Below are 21341 nucleotides of genomic sequence, written 5' to 3'. Positions count from 1 at the left end.
AAGCCTTGCTGCACAAGCCTTTCAGCGCTTCAGCCCACCCCCTGAAACAGCTAAGCGATTGAACAGGAACAGATTTTTTGTGGATTGATGGTTGACACCCCTGCGATCCGCTGTAGAATGCCGACACACAGACGCGGGATGGAGCAGTCTGGTAGCTCGTCGGGCTCATAACCCGAAGGTCGTCGGTTCAAATCCGGCTCCCGCAACCAAACATCAAAAAAGGCTACTCGAAAGAGTGGCCTTTTTTGTGCGCGCCTTTTTTGTAGAAAGACCCCTATCCAGCCGGCACACGCCTGGATAGAGAAAGCGTTCCGATTCCGAAACTTAAGATGACGAGGACGACCGCTTGCCACTCATTTACGCTTATTTGACCTATATCTGGATTAACGGTTGACACCCCGCCGTTCGCCTGTAGAATGCCGCCACACAGACGCGGGATGGAGCAGTCTGGTAGCTCGTCGGGCTCATAACCCGAAGGTCGTCGGTTCAAATCCGGCTCCCGCAACCAAACATCAAAAAAGGCTGCTCGAAAGAGTGGCCTTTTTTGTATCTGCTGAAAAAGTCCTTTCGCAACAATGATCTGTCACTGTGTATTGAACCGTTCGGGATAACCGGGCTCTGAGATCAGACTATGCTGAGTCGCGGGCAGACCCTTTACAATCGATGACGTGTCATCGCCGAAAACCGGTGAGGGCGTTAATATTCGTGATTATTTTTCTACAGGGATTGGTAACTTGGCTCGATACCTCCATCCTGTCGCGCACAATCCAAGAGGTGATTGATGCGCGCCAATTCGTCTGATCCACAAGACACCGTCACAGCGACCCACCCTATCAAGCCCGAGCGTTTGCGCCTGCTTGATCTGGTCAGCAAATACCGTCAGCCGATTGGCCTGGCGGTTACCTTGCTGTTGTTCGCTATCGCGCTGATTGCCTGTCGCCACCTGTTGAGCGAACTCGATCTGTATGCGCTTCATGATTCGATTCTGGAAGTTCCGAAACCGGCCCTGCTCGGCGCACTGGCCGCCACCGTCGTCGGCTTCATTATCCTGCTGGGCTATGAATGGTCCGCCAGCCGCTATGCCGGCGTAACACTGGCGCCGCGAACAATGGCCCTGGGCGGGTTCACCGCTTTTGCCATCGGCAATGCCATTGGCCTGTCGATGCTGTCGGGCGGCTCCGTCCGCTACCGTTTATATGCACGCCATGGCCTGGGGGCCTCCGACGTCGCCCACATGACGTTGTTCGCCAGCCTCTCGCTCGGTTGCGCCCTGCCCCCTCTGGCCGCTCTGGCGACCCTGAGCAACCTGCCTGCCGCCTCCGCCGCCCTGGGGCTCTCCGAAACCTTGCTGGGCCTGGTTGCCGCCGGCGTGTTGTTGCTGATGTCGGTATTGGTGATCGGCATCTATCGCCGTCGCCTGCCGGAACAGCCTTACCCGGACAACCTGCTGGTCAAGGCCGGACGCCGCACCCTGCGCCTGCCCGGCCGTCGCCTGACTTTCCTGCAACTGCTCATCACCGCCCTGGACGTAGCCGCTGCCGCAACCGTGCTTTATCTGTTGCTGCCCGAAGCTCCGCCCTTTGGCGCGTTCCTGCTGGTGTACCTGCTGGCACTGGCCGCCGGCGTGCTCAGTCATGTGCCCGGCGGTGTCGGGGTGTTCGAAGCGATTCTGCTGGCCGCCTTCGCCGACAAGCTCGGTGCCGCACCACTGGCCGCCGCGCTGCTGCTGTATCGCCTGATCTATGTGGTGCTGCCGCTGTTGGTCGCGTGCGTATTCCTGCTGATCAACGAAGGCCAGCGCCTGTTCCAGTCCCGGCAGTCACTGCGTGCTGCGTCCGGTCTCGCTGCACCGATTCTGTCGCTGCTGGTGTTCCTGTCGGGCGTGGTACTGCTGTTTTCCGGTGCCACGCCAGAAATCGACACCCGCCTGGAACACATCGGCTTTCTGATCCCGCACCGCCTGGTAGACGCCTCCCACTTTGGCGCCAGCCTGGTCGGCGTGCTCTGCCTGTTGTTGGCCCAGGGCCTGCGTCGCCGCTTGTCGGCGGCATGGATGCTGACCACCATTCTGTTGCTGGTGGGCGCAGTGCTGTCGCTACTCAAGGGTTTCGACTGGGAAGAAGCCAGCCTGATGACCCTGACCGCGAGCCTGCTGGGGGTTTTCCGTCGTTCTTTCTACCGCCCGAGCCGCCTGACCGAGGTGCCCTTCTCGCCGCTTTACCTGGTCGCGAGCCTGTGTGTACTCGGTGCCTCGATGTGGCTGCTGTTGTTTGCCTATCAGGACGTCCCCTACAGCCATCAACTGTGGTGGCAGTTCACCCTCGACGCAGACGCACCCCGGGGCCTGCGCTCGCTGCTCGGCGCCGCTGTGCTGTTGGTGGTGGTGTCCCTGACCTGGCTGCTGCGTACCGCGCGCCCGATCATCCATCTGCCGACTCCCGACGAACTGGATCGCGCCGTGAAAATCCTCATGGCCTCCTCCCAGCCCGACGGCGGCCTCGCGCTGACCGGTGACAAGGCGTTGCTGTTTCACCCCAACGACGAGGCGTTTCTGATGTACGCCCGCCGTGGCCGCAGCCTGGTGGCGCTGTACGACCCGATCGGCCCCACCCAGCAACGGGCGGAAATGATCTGGCAGTTTCGCGACCTGTGCGATCTTCACCACGCTCGTCCTGTGTTCTATCAGGTGCGCGCCGAGAACCTGCCGTACTACATGGACATCGGCCTGACCGCGATCAAGCTGGGCGAAGAAGCCCGAGTCGATCTGCATCGCTTTGATCTCGAAGCCAAAGGCAAAGAGATGAAAGACCTGCGCTACACCTGGAACCGTGGCAGCCGTGACGGCCTGTCACTGGAGATCTACGAACCGGGGCACGCGCCGATGGACGAGCTCAGGGTGATTTCCGATGCCTGGCTGACCGGCAAGAACGTGCGCGAGAAAGGCTTCTCGCTGGGCCGCTTCAGCGACGACTACATCAAGCATTTCCGCGTCGCGGTGATTCATTTCGAAGGGCGTCCGGTCGCGTTCGCCAACCTGCTCGAGACTTATGGCCATGATCTGGCCAGCCTCGACCTGATGCGCGCCCACCCGGACGCTCCGAAGCTGACCATGGAGTTCATGATGGTCGGCCTGATTCAACATTATAAAAATCATGGATACGCGCGTTTCAGCCTGGGCATGGTGCCGTTGTCGGGGTTGCAACCCCGTCGTGGCGCACCACTGACCCAGCGCCTGGGCTCGATGGTCTTCCGCCGTGGTGAGCAGCTCTACAATTTCCAAGGCTTGCGCCGCTTCAAAGACAAGTTCCAGCCTGACTGGGAACCCCGTTATATGGCCGTGCCAGCAGGACTCGATCCGCTGGTAGCCCTGGCCGATACTGCTGCCCTGATTGCGGGCGGCTTGACTGGATTGGTGAAACGCTGATGATTCAACGCTCCCTGCGGTACGTACTGGCCACTCTGGTAGTGCTGGCCCTGATTCTCGGTGGCGGTTACTGGTACCTGAAACGCCCGGCACCGGAACCGACCCTCGAACAGTTGACGCCGGCCGACGGCGTCGCGCTGACTCGAGTGACACCCGGCACCCAGGCGAAAGCCCAGGTGATCGTGGCCGTCACCGACGAACAAAAGCTCAACGACCAGCAACTGAAAGCGCTGAGCCGTAGCGCTTCGGCGCATATCGTTCAGGTGATTCTGCCCAAGGACTGCCTGCTGCAAGACCGCGCCATGCAAGCGGCCGAGCGAGAACTCCACGCCCCGGCAACCCTGGTCAGCGGTATCGGCCCAGGTGCCGTGCTGGCCTGGCGCTGGCTGGCGGAGCAGAAGGACGACAAGGCACAGGCCATTTCGGTGGACCTGGCGCTGGAAAAAGCCACCTGCACCACCAAACTGCTGCCGAAGAAAGCGGCACACGGCCATTGGCTGGTAGCCTGGAACGACAACCCGGACGATACCAGTGCCGGGTTTGTGCGCGATCAACCGAACGCCGAAACCAGCATCAGCGACTACGACATCAACTTGCCGCAAGTGCTGAATAACGAGCTGCGCAAGATCCTCGTGGGTGCCGACAAGGGCAACGGCGGTCTGCAAATCCCGGTGGTTGAAGTGCCGGCGGGTCAGGCGAAGGACACTGTCACCCTGTTTCTTTCCGGTGACGGCGGCTGGCGCGACCTGGACCGCGACGTCGCGGGCGAGATGGCCAAGATCGGCTATCCGGTGGTCGGCATCGACACCCTGCGCTACTACTGGCAGCACAAGAGCCCAGAGCAAAGCGCCCTGGACCTGGCCGAACTGATGCAGCACTACCGCCAGAAATGGGGCACCAAGCGCTTCATTCTGACCGGCTACTCGTTCGGTGCCGACGTTCTGCCAGCGATCTACAACCGCCTAGCCGAATCCGAGCAGCAACGGGTCGATGCAATCATCCTGCTGGCCTTCGCCCGCACCGGCAGCTTCGAAATCGAAGTCGAAGGCTGGCTCGGCAACGCCGGCAAAGAAGCCGCCACCGGCCCGGAAATGGCCAAGCTGCCACCGGCGAAAGTGGTGTGCATCTACGGCGCGGAAGAAGTCGACGAGAGTGGTTGCACCGACAAGACCGCCGTTGGCGAAGCCGTGAAACTGCCTGGCGGCCACCACTTCGACGAGAACTACCCGGCGCTGGCACAGCGCCTGGTAGACATCATCAAGAAGCGCCAGGCGCAGGATGATGCAACGGCACAGGAATGATCTGAGCCACGCATGACAAAAAGCCCCCGCAGCCTGTAGGTTGCGGGGGCTTTTTACGCTCTGGGAACATACATAGACCCTTTGTGGGAGCGAGCCCGCTCGCTCCCACAAAGGGTCTTCACTGCATTGAAGCAAGACACCCCAGACACAAAAAAAGCCCCCGCTACCAGACTGGCAACGGGGGCTTTTTGATGGGGCTTACATCTCGACCTGAGTACCCAACTCAATCACCCGGTTCACCGGCAGCTTGAAGAAGCGCAAGTTGCCGTTGGCGTTCTTCAGCATGAAGGCGAACAAGGCCTCACGCCAGCGCGCCATGCCCTCGATCTTGGAGGCGATGACCGTCTCGCGGCTGAGGAAGTAGGTGGTGCGCATCGGGCTGAAATCCAGATCATCCAGATGACACAGTTTCAGCGCCTCTGGCACGTCCGGCTCATCGATGAAGCCAAAGTGCAAGATGACACGGAAGAACCCTTCACCGTAGGAGTCGACCTCGAAACGCCGTTGCGCCGGCACCCGTGGGATGTCTTCGTACACCACCGTCAACAGCACCACCTGCTCGTGCAGTACCTGGTTGTGCAACAGGTTGTGCAACAAGGCGTGAGGCACAGCGTCCGGGCGGGCGGTCAGGAACACGGCGGTGCCTTGAACACGATGCGGCGGCTGCACGCGGATGCTGCTGATGAAGATCGGCAGTGGCAGCCCACCCTCGTCCAGGCGGTCCACCAGCAGCTCCTTACCGCGCTTCCAGGTGGTCATCAGGATAAACAGCACGATCCCCGCCAATACCGGGAAGGCGCCGCCCTGAATGATTTTCGGCACGTTGGCGGCGAAATACAGCCCGTCCACCAGCACAAAGCCAATCAGGATTGGCACCGCCAGTATCGGAGGCCATTTCCACAGCAGCAACATCACCGCCGACACCAGAATACTGGTGATGAGCATGGTCCCGGTCACCGCCACGCCGTAGGCAGAGGCCAAGGCGCTGGAGGATTCAAAACCGATGACCAGCAGGACGACCCCGATCATCAGCGCCCAGTTCACAGCACCGATATAAATCTGCCCCTGCTCGGCGCTGGAAGTGTGCTGAATGTGCATGCGCGGGATGTAACCCAGCTGGATCGCCTGACGGGTCAGCGAGAACGCACCGGAAATCACTGCTTGGGACGCAATCACCGTGGCCAGCGTCGACAACACCACCAGCGGAATCAACGCCCAGCTCGGTGCCAGCAGGTAGAACGGGTTACGCGCCGCTTCCGGATCGCCCAACAGCAAGGCGCCCTGGCCGAAGTAGTTCAGCACCAGCGCCGGCAGAACCAGCGCGAACCAGGCACGAGCAATCGGCTTGCGCCCAAAGTGGCCCATGTCGGCGTACAACGCCTCGGCACCGGTCAGCGCCAGCACCACGGCGCCGAGAATCGCCACGCCCATGCCCGGGTGCAAGGTGAAGAATCGAACGCCCCAGATCGGATTCAGCGCATTGAGCACTTCAGGGTGCTGCTGGATACCATTGATACCGAGTACGCCCAGCATCACGAACCACAACACCATGACCGGGCCGAACAGCTTGCCGATCCTGTCAGTGCCGTGTTTCTGGATCAGGAACAACCCGACCAGCACAATCAACGACAATGGCACCACCCATCGTTCCAGTCCGTCGAAGGCCAGTTCCAGGCCTTCTACTGCCGACAACACGGAAATCGCCGGGGTGATCATGCTGTCGCCATAGAACAGCGCAGCGCCAATCAACCCCAGAATCACCAGCACCGCCCGCAACCGCGGATAAGGCGCAGCGGCGCGACGGGCCAGCGCCGTCAACGCCATGATCCCGCCTTCGCCCTGGTTGTCAGCGCGCAAGATGAACAATACATATTTGATTGAGACTACCCAGACCAGCGACCAGAAGATCAACGCCAGAATCCCGAAGACCCCGTCATGATTGACCGGCACTCCGTAGTGGCCTGTAAACACTTCTTTGAGGGTGTACAGCGGGCTTGTGCCGATATCGCCGTAAACCACCCCGACCGCCGCGACCAGCATGCCCAACGGTTTTGCCGTCGAATGCTCGGTGCCCGCGGCCTGACTACTTGCCTGCCCCATCCAATACTCCTACTACTCAGACCCGGACTTCTTATAAGAAGCACTATGCTTTGCCGTGCAGCATGCACCGTTTTACTTAAGGTTACAGACGTTTTGTTGACTGTAAAAAATCGGTAAAGCCCAACGGCGCGAAGCATAGCGCAGCACTCGTCGTATTTCCCTGCATAAAGCTGGTCAAGTGCGTGGCTCATCGCTAGAATTGCGCACTTTTTGATCAGAGGCGTGCCCAAACGCCCGTCCGTCCCTGCCCTGATCGGCTTGAGGCGTCACAAATACCGAGGTTAGACATGTCCACCACTCCTGCGCCGGCCAATCCAAAGGTTGGCTTCGTATCCCTGGGTTGCCCCAAAGCACTGGTCGACTCCGAGCGCATCCTTACCCAGCTGCGTATGGAAGGCTATGACGTCGTGTCCACTTATCAAGACGCCGACGTCGTGGTGGTCAACACCTGCGGCTTCATCGACTCGGCCAAGGCTGAGTCGCTGGAAGTGATCGGCGAAGCGATCAAGGAAAACGGCAAGGTCATCGTGACCGGCTGCATGGGTGTCGAAGAAGGCAACATTCGCAAGGTGCACCCAAGCGTGCTGGCCGTGACCGGCCCGCAGCAGTACGAGCAAGTGGTCAACGCCGTGCACGACGCCGTGCCGCCGCGCCAGGATCACAACCCGCTGATCGACCTGGTGCCGCCACAAGGCATCAAGTTGACCCCGCGCCACTATGCGTATCTGAAGATTTCCGAAGGCTGCAACCACAGCTGCAGCTTCTGCATCATCCCGTCGATGCGCGGCAAGCTGGTCAGCCGCCCGGTCGGTGACGTGCTCGACGAAGCCCAGCGCCTGGTCAAGGCCGGCGTCAAAGAGCTGCTGGTGATCTCCCAGGACACCAGCGCCTACGGCGTCGACGTGAAATACCGCACCGGTTTCTGGAACGGCGCGCCGGTGAAAACCCGCATGACCGAACTCTGCGAAGCCCTCAGCACGCTGGGCGTCTGGGTCCGTCTGCACTACGTCTACCCGTACCCGCATGTCGACGAGCTGATCCCGCTGATGGCCGCCGGCAAGATCCTGCCGTACCTGGACATCCCGTTCCAGCATGCCAGCCCGAAAGTCCTGAAAGCCATGAAACGCCCAGCCTTCGAAGACAAGACCCTGGCGCGGATCAAGAACTGGCGCGTGATCTGCCCGGACCTGATCATCCGTTCGACCTTCATCGTCGGCTTCCCCGGCGAAACCGAAGAAGACTTCCAGTACCTGCTGGACTGGCTGACTGAGGCCCAGCTGGACCGCGTCGGCTGCTTCCAGTACTCGCCGGTCGAAGGCGCACCGGCCAACCTGCTGGACGCGGCCATCGTGCCGGACGACGTCAAGCAGGACCGTTGGGACCGCTTCATGGCCCATCAACAAGCCATCAGCTCGGCACGCCTGCAAATGCGCGTCGGTCGTGAAATCGAAGTGCTGGTGGATGAAGTCGACGAGCAAGGCGCCGTGGGTCGCTGCTTCTTCGATGCCCCGGAAATCGACGGTAACGTATTCATCGACAACGGCAGCAACCTGAAGCCGGGCGACAAGGTCTGGTGCAAAGTGACTGACGCCGACGAATACGACCTGTGGGCTGAACAGATCTAAACGCAAAAAATACACAAAGCCCCGCTCTCTTGACGAGATGCGGGGCTTTTTTACGGCTATCGTTTCGTGAAGAACGGATTCTCGTCATTCACCGCAAAAAGGGGTAGGCGGCATGCGCCGACAGTCGGTCATCCATACACCAAAACACAGCGACTACGAAGAACTGACCCGTGTCTGGGAAGCATCGGTGCGCGCTACCCATGACTTCCTGCCCGAGAGCTACATCGAGCTGCTGAAAAACCTGGTGCTGACCCGCTACCTCGACGCGGTGATGCTGATCTGCACCAGAGACTCGCGCCAGCGCATCACCGGGTTCGCCGGGGTGGCGGCGGGCAAGATCGAAATGCTCTTCATCGACCCGGAGCATCGGGGCCAGGGGCTGGGCAAACAGCTGCTGCGTTACGCCCTGGAACACTTGAACGCCAATGAACTGGACGTCAACGAACAGAACCCGCAAGCCCTGGGATTTTACTTCAAACAGGGCTTCGAGGTGATCGGTCGCTCGGAAGTTGATGGCATGGGCCAGCCCTATCCGCTGCTGCACATGCGCATGCGCCAAGGGCAACAACTGGCACGCAATGGCTGACACGACATAGAAATGTGGGAGCTGGCTTGCCTGCGATACAGGCACCTCGGTGCAACTGGCAGACCGCGTTGCCGGCATCGCAGGCAAGCCAGCTCCCACAAAAAACATCCACACTGAAATGGACCCGCGATTAACCGGCGTCCAGCAGGTACAATGCCCACCCCTTTTTTGTTACGGCCCTGTCATGACTGACCCGATTCGTCTCTCCAAACGCCTCATCGAACTCGTCGGCTGTTCCCGTCGGGAGGCTGAGCTGTTCATCGAGGGCGGCTGGGTCACCGTGGACGGTGAAGTGATCGACGAGCCTCAGTTCAAGGTCGAGAACCAGAAAGTGGAACTCGACAAGGACGCCAAGGCCACTGCGCCGGAGCCGGTGACCCTGCTGCTGAACGTGCCCGCGGGCATGGATGCGGACACGGCCATGGCGAGCCTCAGCCCGCAAACCCTGAGCGAAGAACACAGTTTCAGCAAACGCCCGCTCAAGGGCCACTTCCTGCGCCTGACCGCCAGCACCGACCTGCAGGCCAATGCCAGCGGTCTGCTGGTGTTCACCCAGGACTGGAAGATCTTGCGCAAGCTCACCGCCGACGCCGCCAAAATCGAGCAAGAGTATGTGGTCGAGGTGGAAGGCGAGATGGTGGCTCACGGCCTCAACCGTCTGAACCACGGGCTGACGTACAAGGGCAAGGAACTGCCGCCGGTCAAGGCAAGCTGGCAGAACGAAAACCGTCTGCGCTTCGCCATGAAGAACCCGCAACCGGGCGTCATCGCCCTGTTCTGCCAGGCCGTCGGCCTGAAGGTGGTCGCCATCCGTCGCATCCGCATCGGCGGCGTGTCCATTGGCAAAGTGCCGCTGGGGCAATGGCGCTACCTGTCCGGCAAAGAGAAGTTCTAAGACTTTTTTTGCCGCCATACATTTCAGCGCTGCCGCTTTGCGCAGCGCTCACAACGCATTATCAGGACTACCCACATGATTCATAACGACGTACTGCGCAGCGTGCGCTACATGCTTGACATCAGCGACAAGAAACTCATCGAGATCATCAAGGTCGGCGGCATGGACGTGAGCCTGGAAGACCTGTTGACCTATCTCGACAAGAAAGAAGAAGACGAGGAAGGCTTCGTACGCTGCCCGGATGAAGTCATGGCGCACTTCCTTGATGGGCTGGTGATCTTCAAGCGTGGCAAGGACGAAAGCCGTCCGCCACAGCCTATCGAAGTACCGGTAACCAACAACATCATCCTCAAGAAACTGCGCGTGGCCTTCGAACTGAAAGAAGACGACATGCATGCCATCCTCAAGGCTGCCGAGTTCCCCGTGTCCAAGCCTGAGCTGAGTGCACTGTTCCGCAAGTTCGGCCACACCAACTACCGCACCTGTGGCGATCAGTTGCTGCGCAACTTTCTCAAGGGCCTGACCCTGCGCGTTCGCCCGCAATAACCGAACGCTGCGAAACAAATGTGGGAGCGAGCTTGCTCGCGATAGCGGTCCGACATCCAGCATCAATGTTGACTGATCCATCGCAATCGCGAGCAAGCTCGCTCCCACAGGTTCATGCTTCATCGCCATTTTCTCTTCCCGCCTCGACCCCAGACCATGACCTACAGCGTCTCCCCCATCGGCTTCGTGCATTCCTGTTTCAAGGAGAAATTCGCCATCCCGCGTCAGCCACAACTGGCGCCTGCCGCCCGTGGCGTGCTGGAGCTGGTGGCGCCGTTCGATCAGGGCGACGCCGTGCAAGGACTGGAACACGTCAGCCATGTCTGGCTGCTGTTTGTGTTCCATCAGGCACTGGAAGAAAAGCCACGACTCAAAGTCCGCCCTCCTCGCCTGGGCGGTAACAAATCCATGGGCGTGTTCGCCACCCGGGCGACGCACCGCCCCAATGGCATCGGCCAGTCGGTGGTGAAGCTGGACAGGGTTGAAGCCAATCGCCTGTTCATCTCGGGCATTGACCTGCTGGACGGCACACCGGTGCTCGACATCAAGCCCTACGTGCCTTACGCCGACATCATCGACAAAGCCTCCAACAGCATCGCCAGCGCCGCGCCACAGCTGATTCCCGTGCAGTGGACGGACTCGGCCCTGAAACAGGCCCATGGCCATGCTCAGCGCCTTGAAGAGCCATTGGTTGAGCTGATCGAGCAGTGTCTGGCACAGGATCCACGGCCGGCGTACCAGACGCCAACGCCTGAGCGGGAATATGGCGCGCAGTTCTGGGATCTGGATGTGCGTTGGCATTACCCGCAAGCCGGCGTTATCCGGGTGCTGGAAGTCATCCCCGCAAAAATGTGAGCGCCAGAAACCACTGTGGGAGCGAGCCTGCTCACGAAGGGGGCGTGTCAGACAACCTTGAAGTTGAATGACACACCCCCTTCGTGAGCAGGCTCGCTCCCACAGGGGAAAGCAGAGCCGTTCAGTGGTGTTTACTTCTCGACGAACGCTCGCTCGATCAGGTAATCACCCGGCTCGCGCATCCGTGGCGAAACTTTCAGGCCGAAGCTGTTCAACACTTCGCTGGTCTCGTCGAGCATGCTCGGGCTGCCGCACAGCATGGCGCGGTCGTCCTGCGGGTTGATCGGTGGCAGACCGATGTCACTGAACAGCTTGCCGCTGCGCATCAGGTCGGTCAGGCGGCCTTCGTTTTCGAAAGGCTCGCGGGTCACCGTCGGGTAGTAGATCAACTTGTCACGCAGCGCTTCGCCGAAGAACTCGTTCTGCGGCAGGTGCTCGGTGATGAATTCGCGGTAGGCGACTTCGTTGACGTAACGCACGCCGTGGCACAGGATCACTTTTTCGAAACGCTCATAGGTTTCCGGGTCCTGGATGACGCTCATGAACGGCGCCAGACCGGTACCAGTGCTGAGCAGGTACAAATGTTTGCCAGGCTTCAAGTCGTCCAGCACCAGCGTGCCGGTAGGCTTTTTGCTGATGATGATCTCGTCGCCTTCCTTGAGGTGCTGCAACTGGGAAGTCAGCGGGCCATCCGGCACCTTGATGCTGAAGAATTCCAGATGCTCTTCCCAGTTCGGGCTGGCAATCGAGTAAGCACGCATAAGCGGGCGGCCATTGGGCTGTTGCAGGCCGATCATCACGAACTGACCGTTCTCGAAGCGCAGGCCCGGATCACGGGTGCACTTGAAGCTGAACAGAGTGTCGTTCCAGTGGTGAACACTGAGGACACGCTCGTGGTTCATGTTGCTCATGTACGTGGGACTCCTGGAGATTTGTCTGCGCATGCTCTGCGCCAAGCCAGCTTGCGCAATTGCATCGTATTCTAATCGCGACGACAATATCTGTTAAATGGATTATCAAGATAAGGGTTATCGGTTATATAGATATGCGATTTACTCTCCGTCAACTTCAAGTATTCGTCGCCGTTGCCCAACAGGAAAGCGTGTCCCGTGCTGCGGGCCTGCTTAACCTTTCGCAATCGGCCGCCAGCACCTCGATCACCGAGCTAGAGCGCCAGTCCAGCTGCCAGCTGTTCGACCGCGCCGGCAAACGGCTGAGCCTCAACGCTCTCGGCAAACAGCTGCTGCCCCAGGCGGTGGCACTGCTTGATCAAGCCAAGGAAATCGAAGACCTGCTCAACGGCAAGTCCGGTTTTGGCTCGCTGGCGGTCGGTGCCACCCTGACCATCGGCAATTATCTGGCCACCCTGTTGATCGGCAGCTTCATGCAGCGCCACCCGGAAAGCCAGGTGAAGCTGCATGTGCAGAACACGGCCAACATCGTGCAACAAGTTGCTCATTACGAAATTGATCTGGGTCTGATTGAAGGCGATTGCAGCCATCCTGATATCGAAGTGCAAAGCTGGGTCGAGGATGAGCTGGTGGTGTTCTGTGCGCCGCAGCATCCGCTGGCCCAGCGTGGCCGTGCTTCCATGGAAGAGCTGACCCGCGAAGCGTGGATTCTGCGTGAGCAGGGTTCTGGTACGCGACTGACGTTTGACCAGGCCATGCGCCACCACCGCAGCGCGTTGAACATTCGACTGGAGCTGGAGCACACCGAAGCGATCAAGCGTGCGGTGGAGTCAGGGCTGGGGATTGGCTGCATTTCGCGGCTGGCGCTGCGCGATGCGTTTCGCCGGGGCAGTCTGGTGCCGGTGGAGACGCCGGATCTGGACCTGGCGCGGCAGTTCTATTTCATCTGGCACAAACAGAAATATCAGACGTCGGCGATGCGCGAATTCCTCGATCTGTGCCGTGCCTTCACCGCCGGGGTGCAGCGCAGCGACGAGATCGTCCTGCCCAGCATCGCTTAAAGCAGAATCACCGCCCACACCAGCGCGATCATGGTCAACGCCACGAATTGCGCTGCGCTGCCCATGTCCTTGGCGTTCTTGGACAACGGGTGCAACTCAAGGGAAATGCGGTCAATGGCCGCTTCAACCGCCGAATTGAGCAACTCGACAATCAGTGCCAGCAGGCACACGGCGATCAGCAACGCCTGCTCGACGCGGCTGACGCTGAGGAAAAACGACAGCGGAATCAGGATAACGTTGAGCAGCACCAGTTGGCGAAAGGCCGCTTCGCCGGTAAAGGCTGCGCGCAGACCGTCCAGGGAGTAGCCGGAGGCGTTGAGGATGCGTTTTAGGCCGGTCTGGCCTTTGAAAGGTGACATAAGAGTGGGCAACTGAACCAAAAGGAATGGGAAAGCTAGATCAACGAAAGTCAAAAAAGCGTGAATCGGCAGTGACTTAGTGGCTCGAAATTGACTCAAGTTGTTGCAAGAGCAATGCCGCCTGGGTCCGAGTCCGCACATTGAGTTTACGGAAAATCGCCGTGACGTGGGCCTTGATGGTCGCCTCGGAAACGCTCAACTCATAGGCAATCTGCTTGTTCAGCAGACCTTCACAGACCATGGTCAACACCCGGAACTGCTGGGGTGTAAGACTGGCCAGGCCTGCGCTGGCGGCTTTGGCTTCGTCGGAAACGCTGACAGCTTCGAACGCTTGAGGCGGCCAGAAGACGTCGCCATCCAGCACCGCGCGCACGGCGTTTTGAATGACCGTCAGGTCGCTGGACTTGGGTATGAAGCCGCTGGCCCCGAACTCACGGGACTTGACCATGATCGATGCTTCTTCCTGAGCCGACACCATGACCACCGGTATCTGCGGGTATTGCCCGCGCAACAGCACCAGCCCGGAAAACCCGTAGGCCCCTGGCATGTTCAGGTCCAGCAGCACCAGATCCCAATCGGCTTTTTCGGTGAGGCGGGTTTCCAGCTCGGCAATGCTTGCCACTTCCACCAGACGGACCTGCGGGCCGAGGCCCAGGGTCAACGCCTGATGCAGGGCGCTGCGAAAAAGAGGGTGGTCATCGGCAATCAGGATTTCGTATGTGGCCATTTTTCAAATGATCCTGTTTTTCATGGGATGCCCAATGCATTCGGGCCTCGCCAAAACAACTCGAGGTACAGCCACAGAGCTGCACCAACAGGGCACGTTCAACGCCAATCACATGGCTCTTCACGTAGAAAAGCGGCGGCGTATCAAAACTCGGCCGCGCCCCAATCGGCGCCCAGCATGCCCAGCGAAGTCTGGGTGGTCAAGTTGTACGACCTTAGACCAAAGACCCTGATTCTCTACAGTATGGGCGATTGCGGGGGCGTGCCCTGGACAAAAGGCAACAGTTCAGCGTGAGCCGGCGTTGACACATTCATGTCCAGTTGATGCTTGGCATCCAGATAGTGCTGGCTGAACACATCAAAATAGGCATCCAGCGCCGAGGCGGCATCGGTATCGCCCGCCAGATCGAGACACAGTGCGGCCACTTCAGCCGTACACAGGTGCTCGCTACGGGTCGAACGGCGCAAGCGATAGCGCGACAGTTTTTCAGGCAGCAGGCTCAGGATCGGCAGGCGATCGAAATAAGGGCTTTTGCGGAAGATCTTTCGGGCTTCGGTCCAGGTGGCGTCCAGCAAGATAAACAGCGGCCGCTTGCCGATATCCGTTGCTACGCTATTGGTCACGCGTGCGGGCTCGACGTATTCACCGGGAAAGACCAGATACGGTTGCCATTGGGGATCGGCCAACAGTGCCAGCAGTTGCGGGTCGACTTCGGTTCGCGACCAGATGAACGCGTGGTTATCGCGCACCACGTCAGCGATCAGCCAGCCGGTGTTGCTCGGCTTGAACACTTCCTTGTTGGTCATGATCAGGCAGACGCCGGAGCGGGTTTCGACCTGCGGACGCCACGCACACAGGCAGTGGCTCTCGATCACGCGGCAGGCACGGCAGCGAGGCGCCCTCCAGCCACGGGCCTGAATCGGCTTGATGCCCTCCTCTTCACGCTGATCGCGCAGACGGGCAACGGCATTCACCGAAAAAATCGTGGCCTGGCTCATCGCAGGTGGCACCGGCAGGTAAGGGAAATCGACACGAAACACACTCGGCAGGGCATTAAAGTGCGGCAGTTTACCAGAGCGGTGGGCGCAAGCCTGTACCGTCCAGGCCTGCTCCCCTATAATTCGCCGCCACTGAACGCACAGCCACAGGGCTGGTCGAACCACCAGTCACTGAATCAGGAGAGTTTCATGCTGCGCCTTATCGTTCCCACCGCTGCCCTTTTGCTGGCGTCGTCCTTCAGCGCTCAGGCCGCCTCTTTGAATGACCTGAATCTGAGCAAGATGCTGGAACAGGTGGCTGCGGAAAGTAACGTCGGCCTGCCGCGAGAAATAAATGACAACCTTCTCGACCAAGGCTACACGGTTGAAGGCTCCGAACTGGTCGACCACATCAGTGTGCAATCGGGCTACGCCGAGCAGATGCGTACGAACCCCAAGGTGGTTTATCTGCAACTGGGCGCCAGCGTCTGCCGCAACCCGAACTATCGCAAGCTGATGGCCAAGGGCGCAGTCATGCGTTACGAGTTCACCGAAAACAACACCAACCGCCCGGTAGCTTCTGCCCGCTTCCAGGAATCGGACTGCCCTGCACAGGCCGCACCGAAGAAGAAATAGTTACTGTGAGCCTGCGCGCCGCTGTTCATCCTCGGCGCGCAAATCTGCCAACAACGCCTGCAAGTAGCGTGAGCGTGGGTCCCCACCAGCCAGACGCCGACAGCACTCCTCTTCGAGACTCAAATGGTTGGCCTCGGCTGATGACTTCAGCAATCGATACAGTTGCGTATCGATCTCCAGAATCACTCTGGTCATAACGCCCAGCCTCCTTGCATCCGCAAATCCCTGAACTACTTGAACCTTGCGCAATATCGTTGATGCGAAATTATCGTATCACGCCTGTTACTTAGTAAATCAGAGCCACACGCACCCGGTGCAGGTTCGGACGAGCGGCGAAATCACCTTGCAAGTCGTCAATAAGCGGTTGCCAGGAAAGACTTTGCGGCGCAATGATCAAGTCAGCGCAAATGCCCATGCGGGTCTAGATTCAAACTATTCCCGTTTCAATTTCGAGCAGCGAAGGAGGCTGCTCACCGAGTGCCTTGTTGTGCGAACGTTTCTTTCATTCAAGGGATAAACAGAGCCTGTATGGATGACCCGACTACCGGCCGGGTCAGGTGGAGCGCCCAGGCATGGGCTTGGGCAGACGGCGACACACGAGGTGTCGCGGCGCCGACAACTGTCTTGTCGGGCCATGGGCTCTGTGCAGAAGGAGAAGCTGAATGCCTTATCAACCGAATGACCTCCTCAGCCGTCATTTTCAGGAAAACGGCCACGACCTCACCAGCAAGGTCGAAGAACAACTCAACCTGGTTTCCCCCAACAGCCCCAACATCCCGATTTACCGCGACATGATCCTCACCGTGCTGCGCATGGCTCAAGAAGATCACAATCGCTGGAACGCCAAGATTACCCTGCAAGCGTTGCGCGAACTTGAGCACGCCTTCCGCGTACTGGAACAGTTCAAGGGCCGGCGCAAAGTCACCGTATTCGGTTCGGCGCGCACGCCCGTGGAAAATCCACTGTATGGCATGGCCAGAGAACTGGGTGCCGCGCTCGCGCGCTCAGACCTGATGGTCATCACCGGTGCCGGTGGCGGCATCATGGCGGCTGCCCACGAAGGGGCGGGCCTGGAACACAGCCTGGGCTTCAACATCACGCTGCCCTTCGAACAGCATGCCAACCCCACGGTTCAGGGCACGACCAATCTGTTGTCGTTCCACTTCTTCTTCACCCGCAAACTGTTCTTCGTCAAGGAAGCGGATGCACTGGTGCTGTGCCCAGGCGGTTTCGGCACCCTGGACGAAGCACTGGAAGTGCTGACCCTGATTCAGACCGGCAAAAGCCCACTGGTGCCGGTGGTGTTGCTGGACGTACCTGGCGGCAAATTCTGGCAGGGCGCACTGGACTTCATCCATCATCAACTGGAGGAAAATCGCTACATCCTGCCTACCGACATGAAGCTGGTGACACTGGTCTACAGCGCCGAAGAAGCCGTGGAACAGATCAACCAGTTCTACAGCAACTTCCACTCCAGCCGCTGGCTCAAGCATCAGTTCGTGATCCGCATGAATCACAAGCTCAGCGACCAGGCGCTCGAACACATGCAGACGGCCTTCGCCGATTTGTGCCTGAGCGACCACTTTCATCAACACGCTTACAGCGGCGAGGAGCACGACGAGCCACAGTTCAGCCATCTGGCGCGACTGGCCTTTACCTTCAATGCCCGTGATCACGGACGCCTGCGGGAACTGGTGGACTACATCAACCTGCCGGAAAACTGGGCCCAGCCAAAACCCCAGGCGCAACAGCGCACACGCGAACCGTCCAGGGTGTCGTAAAGCAAAAAAAACGGCCCGCTATCGAAATAGCGGGCCGTTTTTTTAATCGTCCATTCCTCGACCGCTGAACAATCGGCCGATCATCTCCATGGAAAACCCTCGATAACTCAAGAAGCGGCCTTGCTTGGCACGTTCTCGAACGTCTATCGGTAGGTGCCCGGCAAACTTGCGCCGCCAGGTGTCTTCCAGTTGTCCCTGCCAGTCGATACCGCTTTCGCGTAACGCGAGTTCGATGTCGCTGCGTTGCAGACCTCGCTGGCTCAGCTCCTCGCGAATCCGCAACGGGCCATAGCCAGAACGGGCGCGATAGGAAACGAAACTTTCAAGGTATCGAGACTCGGACAACAGCCCCTCTTCCGTCAGCCGGTCGAGCGCCGTGTCGATCATTTCAGGGAGGGCGCCGCGCTGACGCAGTTTACGCGTCAGCTCGACTCGACCATGCTCGCGTCTTGCGAGCAGGTCCATTGCGGTTCGCCGCACTGCGACGAGTGTATCGAGTACGGCGGTCATTGGATCAATCAGATATCAGCGTCAGCCAGGTCATCAGCAGTCTCTTTGACTGGCGATGCTTTGACGTCCGGCGCTGGAGTCAGCAGTTTGTCACGCAGCTGCTTCTCAAGGGTCGCGGCGATGTCTGGGTTGTCTGCCAGATACTTGGCCGAGTTGGCCTTGCCCTGACCGATCTTGGTGCCGTTGTAGGCGTACCAGGCACCGGATTTTTCGACAAAACCGTGGAGAACGCCCAGGTCGATCATCTCACCATTGAGGTAGATGCCCTTGCCGTAAAGAATCTGGAACTCGGCCTGACGGAAAGGCGAAGCAACCTTGTTCTTCACGACTTTGACGCGGGTTTCGCTACCGACAACCTCATCACCTTCTTTCACCGCGCCAGTACGGCGGATATCCAGACGAACCGAAGCGTAGAACTTCAGCGCGTTACCACCGGTGGTGGTTTCCGGACTGCCGAACATCACGCCGATTTTCATACGGATCTGGTTGATGAAGATCACCAGGCAGTTGGCGTTCTTGATGTTACCGGTAATTTTACGCAACGCCTGGGACATCAGACGGGCTTGCAGGCCCACGTGCATGTCACCCATTTCGCCTTCGATTTCAGCCTTCGGCACCAGAGCGGCCACGGAGTCGACGATGATCACGTCCACAGCGTTGGAACGCACCAGCATGTCGGTGATTTCCAGGGCCTGCTCGCCGGTGTCCGGCTGGGAAACCAGCAGGTCGTCGACGTTGACGCCCAGTTTGCCGGCGTACTCAGGATCGAGGGCGTGTTCGGCGTCGACGAATGCGCAGGTCGCGCCGGCTTTTTGAGCCTGGGCGATCACCGACAGCGTCAGCGTGGTTTTACCGGAGGATTCAGGACCGTAGATTTCAACGATACGGCCTTTTGGCAGGCCGCCAATGCCGAGCGCGATGTCCAGACCCAGAGAGCCAGTAGAGATGGCGGGGATCGCCTGACGGTCCTGATCGCCCATACGCATTACGGCACCCTTGCCGAATTGACGTTCGATCTGACCCAGGGCCGCAGCCAAGGCTTTCTTCTTGTTGTCGTCCATTAAAGTCCTCACGTAATCAATAAGGCCTGACGGCCAACACCTGTATAAGTAGCCAGTATTATTCCACAGCGTTTGAGGATCGCCTACCCCTGATTTGAGATTTCTCCCGCCGCATGGCGCAGCAGCCCCTCTAGCGCGGCCTTCACCGTTTGTCGGCGGACCTCGTCGCGGTTGCCGGCGAAGTGCTGGACCTCGCTGAACACCTGTTCGCCCACCCCCCAGGCCAGCCACACCGTGCCTACCGGTTTGCTCGGCGAGCCACCATCCGGCCCCGCCACGCCGCTGACCGCCACGGCAAAGTGCGCCAGGCTTTTGTCCTGCGCGCCACGGACCATGGCCTCGACCACCTCGCGACTGACCGCCCCCACCGTCGGGAACAAGTCGGCGGGCACGTCCAGTTGCCGGGTTTTCTGGCGATTGGAGTAGGTCACGTAACCGGCCTCGAACCACGCCGAACTTCCCGGGATCCGGGTGATCGCCTCGGCGATGCCGCCGCCGGTGCAGGATTCGGCAGTGGTGACATGGGCATTGAGAACCTGCAAGCGCCTGCCAAGTTCGGCGGCCAGCTGGGTGATTTCTTTCACGGTCCTCTCCTGATCGGGCTGAATGACTTCTACCGTACACGAGCGCATCACGCTTGCAAGGCACAGGATCGATCAAAATGTTAGCGGGCCAGGGCCCTGATGTAGGCTTGACAGGCCTGCAGGGCAATCAGTCCACGGTCGCCGGTATCGGTGATGGCGACAATTCGTTGAGCATGCGCCGGGTCAAGTCGGGCGCGTACGGCGCCATGATCCACGCCGCCGGGGCCGGAGGCGGCGGGCACTGCACAGGTGACAGCAGCGTCGCTGGCGTCGAGGAGGACTGACAGGCGCACATCAGCAGTGGCAAGACGGTCGCGCAGGCGACCTTGATCACGTTGGGCATCGCCAAGGGCTCTATAATGGGTTTGTTCACTGGCCGACAGCGTTTGTTCCAGAGCCAGACGTTTATCCTGCTCGACCTGTTGTTGCGTCGCCGAGGCCAAAGTGAGCCGGTTCAGCGTCTCGGCGTGCAGCATGGCCTGTTCCGCCAGTAGCCGGCCATAACGCCAGTCCTGAACGTGCCAGGCCAGCGCCGCCGAAACACCCGCCAACACAATGATGCCGATCACCCGCCAGGACATCAGGCCGAAGGCTGGCATAACACCTCCCTCGCCCGCGCCCACAGTTGCAGGCGATCCTCCAGGCCGTTCAACCCGCCGTTGATGCGCCGGGTGATGGAGTTGAACTGATCACGATCGGCCAGTTCGTTAAGCCCGTTCTGCGCCCAGAACCAGGCGGCGGACTCGGCGGCCCACTGCGGTTGCTCCAGCAGTTGCGGCAGCGAAAGCAGACGCTCATCGCCGAACAGGCCGAGGCTGCATTCGCGGTAGTTATCGTGACCGGTGATCTGGATCAGGCCCCGCCCTCGGTATTTCTGGCCATCGCCGTCAGCTTCTGGCGTATTGCCCAAACGCAGGGCCAGAGTGCCTGTGTCGTATTTGTTCAGGTATTGGTTGTTGCCCAGTTCGCGCACGTACTGCAACTGCCCCGATTCGTGGCCGACCTGCGCGAGGAAAGCGGCAATGCGTTTTGGAGTGTTGATGTCGCGGTGGGTCATGGCGCTGTTGAGGGGGGAAATGAAAACGCCCGCTTGGGAGCGGGCGCTGGGCATGATGTCCTGGAGTTGCTGTTGCGTGATGGTCATGGTCGCCCCCGATAAAGCGCCTCAGTGGTAAAACACGTCATTGCCGCTGTCCTGCCTGTTAAATGATCCGTTTGAGAAAACCAAAAACACCTTGACCCGCTTGCTTACTATCCAAAGTTGAATCGACCGGCAGCGATTCACCGCCAACCGAAACCCACTCCAGATAATCAAGCCAGTCACGATTACCTTCATCCAAGGGAATAAAAGCCGAGTCGGCGAGGCGAATGACACCGTTTATCGTTAGTTGATAGCTCATAG

22 protein-coding genes and 2 tRNA genes are annotated in these 21341 nt (G+C 59.5%); 12 read left to right on the top strand and 12 right to left on the bottom strand.

Annotated elements, in window-relative coordinates:
* The first annotated feature begins 132 nt into the window (after positions 1-132).
* The 4 genes from POF45_RS22565 to POF45_RS22550 all read left to right on the top strand — a co-directional run bounded on the left by POF45_RS22565 (position 133) and on the right by POF45_RS22550 (position 4725).
* Positions 133-209, top strand: a tRNA-Met gene (locus tag POF45_RS22565).
* A gap of 222 nt (positions 210-431) precedes the next feature.
* Positions 432-508: transfer RNA gene (locus POF45_RS22560), tRNA-Met, on the top strand.
* A gap of 273 nt (positions 509-781) precedes the next feature.
* The gene (gene mprF, locus POF45_RS22555; RefSeq protein WP_282316806.1) at positions 782-3424 is read left to right on the top strand and encodes a bifunctional lysylphosphatidylglycerol flippase/synthetase MprF; all 2643 of its coding nucleotides are present in this window, start codon (positions 782-784) and stop codon (positions 3422-3424) included.
* A complete protein-coding gene (locus tag POF45_RS22550; RefSeq protein ID WP_259500070.1) occupies positions 3424-4725 on the top strand; it encodes a virulence factor family protein in 1302 nt (433 codons plus the stop codon). The genes mprF and POF45_RS22550 overlap by 1 nt, the downstream gene beginning before the upstream one ends.
* A 198-nt stretch (positions 4726-4923) precedes the next feature.
* On the opposite strand, the gene POF45_RS22545 is transcribed toward POF45_RS22550, so the two are convergent.
* Positions 4924-6765: a potassium transporter Kup gene (locus POF45_RS22545; protein ID WP_431978631.1), complete on the bottom strand. Its 1842-nt coding sequence runs from the start codon at positions 6763-6765 to the stop codon at positions 4924-4926.
* Between the two features lie 347 nt (positions 6766-7112).
* Here POF45_RS22545 and rimO point away from each other — a divergent pair, with 347 nt between their 5' ends.
* The 5 genes from rimO to tsaA all read left to right on the top strand — a co-directional run bounded on the left by rimO (position 7113) and on the right by tsaA (position 11332).
* Entirely contained in the window at positions 7113-8450 is a 1338-nt protein-coding gene (rimO, locus tag POF45_RS22540; protein WP_259500066.1) for a 30S ribosomal protein S12 methylthiotransferase RimO, read from the top strand.
* 112 nt (positions 8451-8562) lie between these two features.
* Positions 8563-9036 carry an acetyltransferase gene (locus tag POF45_RS22535; protein ID WP_259500065.1) on the top strand — a complete coding sequence of 158 codons (474 nt, stop codon included), beginning with the start codon at positions 8563-8565 and terminating at the stop codon, positions 9034-9036.
* A gap of 184 nt (positions 9037-9220) precedes the next feature.
* Positions 9221-9931: an rRNA pseudouridine synthase gene (locus POF45_RS22530; protein ID WP_259500063.1), complete on the top strand. Its 711-nt coding sequence runs from the start codon at positions 9221-9223 to the stop codon at positions 9929-9931.
* Between the two features lie 75 nt (positions 9932-10006).
* Positions 10007-10477 carry a YehS family protein gene (locus POF45_RS22525; RefSeq protein ID WP_259500061.1) on the top strand — a complete coding sequence of 157 codons (471 nt, stop codon included), beginning with the start codon at positions 10007-10009 and terminating at the stop codon, positions 10475-10477.
* A gap of 156 nt (positions 10478-10633) precedes the next feature.
* Entirely contained in the window at positions 10634-11332 is a 699-nt protein-coding gene (gene tsaA / locus POF45_RS22520) for a tRNA (N6-threonylcarbamoyladenosine(37)-N6)-methyltransferase TrmO (protein ID WP_282316804.1), read from the top strand.
* A 131-nt stretch (positions 11333-11463) separates the two neighbouring features.
* Here tsaA and fpr read toward each other — a convergent pair whose 3' ends face one another.
* Positions 11464-12243, bottom strand: a complete 780-nt coding sequence (gene fpr, locus POF45_RS22515; RefSeq protein WP_003443014.1) for a ferredoxin-NADP reductase — start codon at positions 12241-12243, stop codon at positions 11464-11466.
* 134 nt (positions 12244-12377) lie between these two features.
* Here fpr and POF45_RS22510 point away from each other — a divergent pair, with 134 nt between their 5' ends.
* Positions 12378-13304, top strand: a complete 927-nt coding sequence (locus POF45_RS22510) for a LysR family transcriptional regulator (protein ID WP_259500056.1) — start codon at positions 12378-12380, stop codon at positions 13302-13304.
* Here the strand turns inward: POF45_RS22510 and POF45_RS22505 are convergent.
* The 3 genes from POF45_RS22505 to POF45_RS22495 all read right to left on the bottom strand — a co-directional run bounded on the left by POF45_RS22505 (position 13301) and on the right by POF45_RS22495 (position 15388).
* A complete protein-coding gene (locus POF45_RS22505; RefSeq protein WP_053159523.1) occupies positions 13301-13663 on the bottom strand; it encodes a diacylglycerol kinase in 363 nt (120 codons plus the stop codon). The genes POF45_RS22510 and POF45_RS22505 overlap by 4 nt on opposite strands.
* Positions 13664-13739: 76 nt before the next feature.
* Positions 13740-14390, bottom strand: a complete 651-nt coding sequence (erdR, locus tag POF45_RS22500; protein ID WP_259500053.1) for a response regulator transcription factor ErdR — start codon at positions 14388-14390, stop codon at positions 13740-13742.
* Positions 14391-14626: 236 nt separating this feature from the next.
* Complete coding sequence (locus tag POF45_RS22495) at positions 14627-15388, bottom strand: tRNA-uridine aminocarboxypropyltransferase (protein ID WP_259500051.1); 762 nt, start codon at positions 15386-15388, stop codon at positions 14627-14629.
* 189 nt (positions 15389-15577) lie between these two features.
* On the opposite strand from POF45_RS22495, the gene POF45_RS22490 reads away from it, so the two are divergent.
* Complete coding sequence (locus POF45_RS22490; RefSeq protein WP_259500049.1) at positions 15578-16003, top strand: quorum-sensing-regulated virulence factor family protein; 426 nt, start codon at positions 15578-15580, stop codon at positions 16001-16003.
* Here the strand turns inward: POF45_RS22490 and POF45_RS22485 are convergent, their stop codons facing one another.
* Positions 16004-16198: a hypothetical protein gene (locus POF45_RS22485; RefSeq protein ID WP_259500046.1), complete on the bottom strand. Its 195-nt coding sequence runs from the start codon at positions 16196-16198 to the stop codon at positions 16004-16006.
* A 467-nt stretch (positions 16199-16665) separates the two neighbouring features.
* Here POF45_RS22485 and POF45_RS22480 point away from each other — a divergent pair, with 467 nt between their 5' ends.
* The gene (locus tag POF45_RS22480) at positions 16666-17784 is read left to right on the top strand and encodes an LOG family protein (RefSeq protein ID WP_259500044.1); all 1119 of its coding nucleotides are present in this window, start codon (positions 16666-16668) and stop codon (positions 17782-17784) included.
* A gap of 42 nt (positions 17785-17826) precedes the next feature.
* Here POF45_RS22480 and recX read toward each other — a convergent pair whose 3' ends face one another.
* From recX to POF45_RS22450, 6 genes are all read right to left on the bottom strand, one after another.
* Positions 17827-18294 (bottom strand): recombination regulator RecX, encoded by a 468-nt coding sequence (gene recX / locus POF45_RS22475; protein WP_259500041.1) that lies wholly within the window; start codon positions 18292-18294, stop codon positions 17827-17829.
* Positions 18295-18302: 8 nt separating this feature from the next.
* On the bottom strand, positions 18303-19355 hold the full coding sequence (gene recA, locus POF45_RS22470) for a recombinase RecA (RefSeq protein WP_162439102.1): 1053 nt from the start codon (positions 19353-19355) through the stop codon (positions 18303-18305).
* Positions 19356-19438: 83 nt separating this feature from the next.
* The gene (locus POF45_RS22465) at positions 19439-19939 is read right to left on the bottom strand and encodes a CinA family protein (RefSeq protein WP_259500038.1); all 501 of its coding nucleotides are present in this window, start codon (positions 19937-19939) and stop codon (positions 19439-19441) included.
* A gap of 80 nt (positions 19940-20019) precedes the next feature.
* On the bottom strand, positions 20020-20538 hold the full coding sequence (locus tag POF45_RS22460) for a lysis protein (protein WP_259500036.1): 519 nt from the start codon (positions 20536-20538) through the stop codon (positions 20020-20022).
* Positions 20520-21083 carry a glycoside hydrolase family 19 protein gene (locus POF45_RS22455; protein WP_282316803.1) on the bottom strand — a complete coding sequence of 188 codons (564 nt, stop codon included), beginning with the start codon at positions 21081-21083 and terminating at the stop codon, positions 20520-20522. The genes POF45_RS22460 and POF45_RS22455 overlap by 19 nt, the downstream gene beginning before the upstream one ends.
* Positions 21084-21141: 58 nt before the next feature.
* The gene (locus POF45_RS22450) at positions 21142-21339 is read right to left on the bottom strand and encodes a hypothetical protein (RefSeq protein WP_259500031.1); all 198 of its coding nucleotides are present in this window, start codon (positions 21337-21339) and stop codon (positions 21142-21144) included.
* Positions 21340-21341 lie beyond the last annotated feature (2 nt).

It is taken from the genome of Pseudomonas fungipugnans, assembly GCF_029955235.1.
In the GTDB taxonomy this organism is placed as follows: Bacteria; Pseudomonadota; Gammaproteobacteria; order Pseudomonadales; family Pseudomonadaceae; genus Aquipseudomonas; species Aquipseudomonas fungipugnans.
The sequence above is the reverse complement of the archived record's forward strand: the minus strand, read 5'-3'. Positions and strand labels throughout refer to the sequence as shown.

Bases quoted from the DNA above. Each gene is read 5' to 3' on its own strand.
- mprF (WP_282316806.1), top strand. From the start codon at position 782: ATGCGCGCCAATTCGTCTGATCCACAAGACACCGTCACAGCGACCCAC.
- POF45_RS22550 (WP_259500070.1), top strand. From the start codon at position 3,424: ATGATTCAACGCTCCCTGCGGTACGTACTGGCCACTCTGGTAGTGCTG.
- POF45_RS22545 (WP_431978631.1), bottom strand. From the start codon at position 6,765: ATGCTGGTCGCGGCGGTCGGGGTGGTTTACGGCGATATCGGCACAAGC.
- rimO (WP_259500066.1), top strand. From the start codon at position 7,113: ATGTCCACCACTCCTGCGCCGGCCAATCCAAAGGTTGGCTTCGTATCC.
- POF45_RS22535 (WP_259500065.1), top strand. From the start codon at position 8,563: ATGCGCCGACAGTCGGTCATCCATACACCAAAACACAGCGACTACGAA.
- POF45_RS22530 (WP_259500063.1), top strand. From the start codon at position 9,221: ATGACTGACCCGATTCGTCTCTCCAAACGCCTCATCGAACTCGTCGGC.
- POF45_RS22525 (WP_259500061.1), top strand. From the start codon at position 10,007: ATGATTCATAACGACGTACTGCGCAGCGTGCGCTACATGCTTGACATC.
- tsaA (WP_282316804.1), top strand. From the start codon at position 10,634: ATGACCTACAGCGTCTCCCCCATCGGCTTCGTGCATTCCTGTTTCAAG.
- fpr (WP_003443014.1), bottom strand. From the start codon at position 12,243: ATGAGCAACATGAACCACGAGCGTGTCCTCAGTGTTCACCACTGGAAC.
- POF45_RS22510 (WP_259500056.1), top strand. From the start codon at position 12,378: ATGCGATTTACTCTCCGTCAACTTCAAGTATTCGTCGCCGTTGCCCAA.
- POF45_RS22505 (WP_053159523.1), bottom strand. From the start codon at position 13,663: ATGTCACCTTTCAAAGGCCAGACCGGCCTAAAACGCATCCTCAACGCC.
- erdR (WP_259500053.1), bottom strand. From the start codon at position 14,390: ATGGCCACATACGAAATCCTGATTGCCGATGACCACCCTCTTTTTCGC.
- POF45_RS22495 (WP_259500051.1), bottom strand. From the start codon at position 15,388: ATGAGCCAGGCCACGATTTTTTCGGTGAATGCCGTTGCCCGTCTGCGC.
- POF45_RS22490 (WP_259500049.1), top strand. From the start codon at position 15,578: ATGCTGCGCCTTATCGTTCCCACCGCTGCCCTTTTGCTGGCGTCGTCC.
- POF45_RS22485 (WP_259500046.1), bottom strand. From the start codon at position 16,198: ATGACCAGAGTGATTCTGGAGATCGATACGCAACTGTATCGATTGCTG.
- POF45_RS22480 (WP_259500044.1), top strand. From the start codon at position 16,666: ATGCCTTATCAACCGAATGACCTCCTCAGCCGTCATTTTCAGGAAAAC.
- recX (WP_259500041.1), bottom strand. From the start codon at position 18,294: ATGACCGCCGTACTCGATACACTCGTCGCAGTGCGGCGAACCGCAATG.
- recA (WP_162439102.1), bottom strand. From the start codon at position 19,355: ATGGACGACAACAAGAAGAAAGCCTTGGCTGCGGCCCTGGGTCAGATC.
- POF45_RS22460 (WP_259500036.1), bottom strand. From the start codon at position 20,538: ATGCCAGCCTTCGGCCTGATGTCCTGGCGGGTGATCGGCATCATTGTG.
- POF45_RS22455 (WP_282316803.1), bottom strand. From the start codon at position 21,083: ATGACCATCACGCAACAGCAACTCCAGGACATCATGCCCAGCGCCCGC.
- POF45_RS22450 (WP_259500031.1), bottom strand. From the start codon at position 21,339: ATGAGCTATCAACTAACGATAAACGGTGTCATTCGCCTCGCCGACTCG.